3 protein-coding genes are annotated in these 3,097 nt (G+C 75.0%); 1 reads left to right on the top strand and 2 read right to left on the bottom strand.

All coding sequences use genetic code 11. The features are described from left to right. Positions 1-28 precede the first annotated feature (28 nt). Positions 29-337, top strand: coding sequence for an SCO0607 family lipoprotein (locus tag LCE31_RS38385; RefSeq protein ID WP_225022812.1), 309 nt, complete (start codon positions 29-31; stop codon positions 335-337). A 77-nt stretch (positions 338-414) separates the two neighbouring features. Here the strand turns inward: LCE31_RS38385 and LCE31_RS38380 are convergent, their stop codons facing one another. Next, on the bottom strand, positions 415-1,683 hold the full coding sequence (locus tag LCE31_RS38380) for a glycosyltransferase family 39 protein (RefSeq protein ID WP_225022810.1): 1,269 nt from the start codon (positions 1,681-1,683) through the stop codon (positions 415-417). Between the two features lie 352 nt (positions 1,684-2,035). Further along, positions 2,036-2,983 carry an EamA family transporter gene (locus LCE31_RS38375; RefSeq protein WP_225022809.1) on the bottom strand — a complete coding sequence of 316 codons (948 nt, stop codon included), beginning with the start codon at positions 2,981-2,983 and terminating at the stop codon, positions 2,036-2,038. Positions 2,984-3,097 lie beyond the last annotated feature (114 nt).

The raw sequence follows: 3,097 nt of genomic DNA, 5'->3' as shown, positions 1-3,097 counted from the left end.
CCCCCGTTCCCTGCCCCGGCCGCCGGCTGTGGGCGCCCCCACCGGGCGGCCCGTGGCCGCGCGTGCCGTGTCGGGTCTCCTGCTGGCCGCCGCGTCGACGGCCTTCGCCCTCTGGGGCTGCGCGAACGACGCGATCTGCGGCGGCGGCGAGTACCCCGTGCTGAACGTGGGGTCCACGGGCAGTGCGTGCGTCTCCGACGGCCACGAACCGCCCAGGGGTTACACCCGCTACCCCGAGGGCAAGGTGCCGCGGCACGTGGACGACCGGTGGGACGTCTACTGGCGGAGCCACACGGTCGACAGCGGCGGAAAGATCGTCAAGGCGCCGAAGGGCTGAGCCGCGGGCCCGGGCACCACCGGTTCCGTTCCTCCCGTACGACCGTTGGCCCCGGCCCCCGGCTCGCTGCGCCCGGTCTACGGCGGCCCCGAGCCGTTCAGCCAGAAGGCTCCGTAGAGCGCGGACGCGAGGACGAGTGCCAGCGAGAGGGCCGCGGCCGTCCGCCTGCCGCACCTCGCCAGCAGGGCCGCCAGCGGCACGAGCACCGTGAACGCGGGCATCAGGAGCCGCGGTTTGGAGCCGAAGTACCCGGAGGAGCACAGGGCGAGCAGCAGGACGATCCCCGCGTACGCCTGGACGGCGGGCGGGTACCTCCGCCGGAAGCCGAGGGCGTAGGCGTGGAGCAGCAGCCCGACGCCCGCCACGAGTGCGAGGCCCGCGAGGACCTCGGGGCCGTGCATGAGCGATCCGACGAAGGCGGCGAAGGCGAGCCCGCCGTCGAACCCGTTGCCCCACCGGCCCTGTACGCCGAGGTAGCCGAAGGGGCCGCCCGTCCGCGCGCCGACCCACAGCACGTAGGCGCAGGCGCCCGAGGGCGCGAGGAGGACGCCCAGTACGGCACCGGCCCCGAGCCCCTCGCGCCGCGCCTTCGCGATGGCCGCCACCAGGACGGCGGCGGCGACGGCGAGCCCTATCGGGCGGGTCAGTCCCGCGCACGCCGCCAGGGCCCCGGCGAGCACCCACCGCTCCTTGAGCGTCCCGTACAGCGCCCACGCGGCGAGCGCGGTGAACAGCGACTCGCTGTACGCCATCGACTGGACGATGCCCACCGGCAGCGCCGCCCACAGGACCACGGAGAAGAAGGCGACGCGCGGGCCGCCGAAGACGTGGACCGTGGCGAAGATGCCGCCCGCCGCCGCGAGCGACGCCGCCGCGCTGACGGCCAGCCCCGCGTCGCCGTGGCCGAGTCCCGTGAGCTCGGAGACGCCCCCTTCGAGCCAGGGCAGGAGCGGGAAGAACGCCATGTCGGAGAGCGTCCTGCCGTCCGGGGCCGCGAGCGTGTAGCCGTAGCCGTGCTCGACGACGCGCACGTACCACAGCGAGTCCCAGCGTGCGGACAGCAGCGTGTGCGCGCTCTTGCCGTCGGCGGCCGACCAGATCGCCAGCACCAGGACCCCGAGGCCCCGCACGCCCGCGTAGCACAGGACGCCGGCCAGCAGCCCCCTGGCCGGGAGCACGGTGGCCGCGCCCTGCGCGGGCGGCACGAGGAGAGCCGCCGCCGGGTCCCGCGGCGCGGCGGCCGGCGGGCCCCGTCTGCCGGACTCCGCGCTCTCGCCGTCCGCACGCTCGCCGTCCGCGCGGTCGCCGTCCGTGCTCTCGCCCTCAGGGGCCGCTCCGGGCAGCATCCTCGACCGTTTTCCCTCTCCGCTCACCGCCGGCGACGGCGGGGCCGCGCCTGACCGCCCACCCCTGGAACCCCGCCGCGGTCACCCTACGCGGCCCCTCACCCGGAGGCGGGGACTCCGCGGAAACCCGGGTGACGGGCGGGTTCGCCGGTCGTTCGCCGACGGCTCGTCAATTGTTCTCGACCACTGGCCGGTTGTTCGTTCCCAGCCGCTCGTCGGTTGTCCTCAGCCGCTCGTCGGGGGCTCTCAGCCGCCCGCCGGTCGTTCCTCAGCCGCCCTCGGATGCTCGCAGCCGCCCGTCGGCCGTTCCTCAGCCGCCCTCGGATGCTCTCAGCCGCCCGTCGGTCGTTCCTCAGTTGCCGAGCGTCTTGAACTGGGTGCGGATGGCCCCGATGCTCGCTCCGATCACCAGGGCGATCGCGACGGCGTCCACCGCCGTGACCGCCTGGCCGAGGATGAGGAACCCCGCCGTCGCCGCGATGGCGGGTTCGAGGCTCATCAGGATGGCGAACGTGGCGGCCGGCAGGCGCCGCAGAGCCAGCAGTTCGAAGGTGTACGGCAGGACGGACGAGAGCACGGCGACGCCGAGGGCGAGTCCGACCGTGGACGGGGCGAGCATCCTCGGCCCGCTGTCCACGATGCCGAACGGCAGCGCCAGCAGCGCCCCGACGCCCATCGCGAGGGCGAGCCCGTCGGCCTGCGGGAAGCGGCGGCCCGTGCGGGCGCTGAAGAGGATGTACGTGGCCCACATGACGGCCGCGGCGAGCCCGAAGGCGACGCCGACGGGGTCGAGCCGCCCGATGCCGCCACCCGCGAGGCCGCTGAGCAGGAAGACACCGCCGAGGGCGCACGCGGCCCACAGCAGGTTGACGAGCCGCCGGGACGCGATCACGGAGAGCGAGAGGGGACCGAGGACCTCCAGCGTCACACCGGCGCCGAGGGGGATGCGGTGAACGGCCTCGTAGAAGAAGCTGTTCATCGCGGCCAGCACCGCGCCGAAGACGAGGACGGTGGTCCAGTCGGCCCGCGAGTGGCCGCGCAGCGCGGGCCGGCAGGCGACGAGCAGGACGGCGGCGGCGAGTACCAGCCGCAGCGCGACGATGCCGAGCACGCCGGCGCGCGGCATCAGGGACACCGCGACCGCACCGCCGAACTGCACGGACACGCAGCCCGACAGCACCAGACCGAGCGCCCCGTAGGACCGCCCGGGCGCCCCGCCGCCCGGCCCTCCGGCCCCCTGGGGGACGGCCGCTGCCGCGCCGGCCGCCACAGGCGTGGCCGACGACGAACCCGAACTCACCGCAACCTCCGAACGCAGTACATGTCGCGGCGCATCTCGCAGTACACCGCAGTGGACACGAAGTCCAATGTACTGGGCAGGCGCAACCCCCCACATCCGGGCGAACCCAGCCAC

It is taken from the genome of Streptomyces sp. 8L, from assembly GCF_020176795.1.
Taxonomy (GTDB): Bacteria; Actinomycetota; Actinomycetes; order Streptomycetales; family Streptomycetaceae; genus Streptomyces.
Note: the sequence above shows the minus strand (reverse complement) of the source record. Positions and strands in the feature narration are given on the sequence as shown.

Coding starts and splice junctions, on each gene's coding strand:
- LCE31_RS38380 (WP_225022810.1), bottom strand. CDS start 1,683: ATGCTGCCCGGAGCGGCCCCTGAGGGCGAGAGCACGGACGGCGACCGC.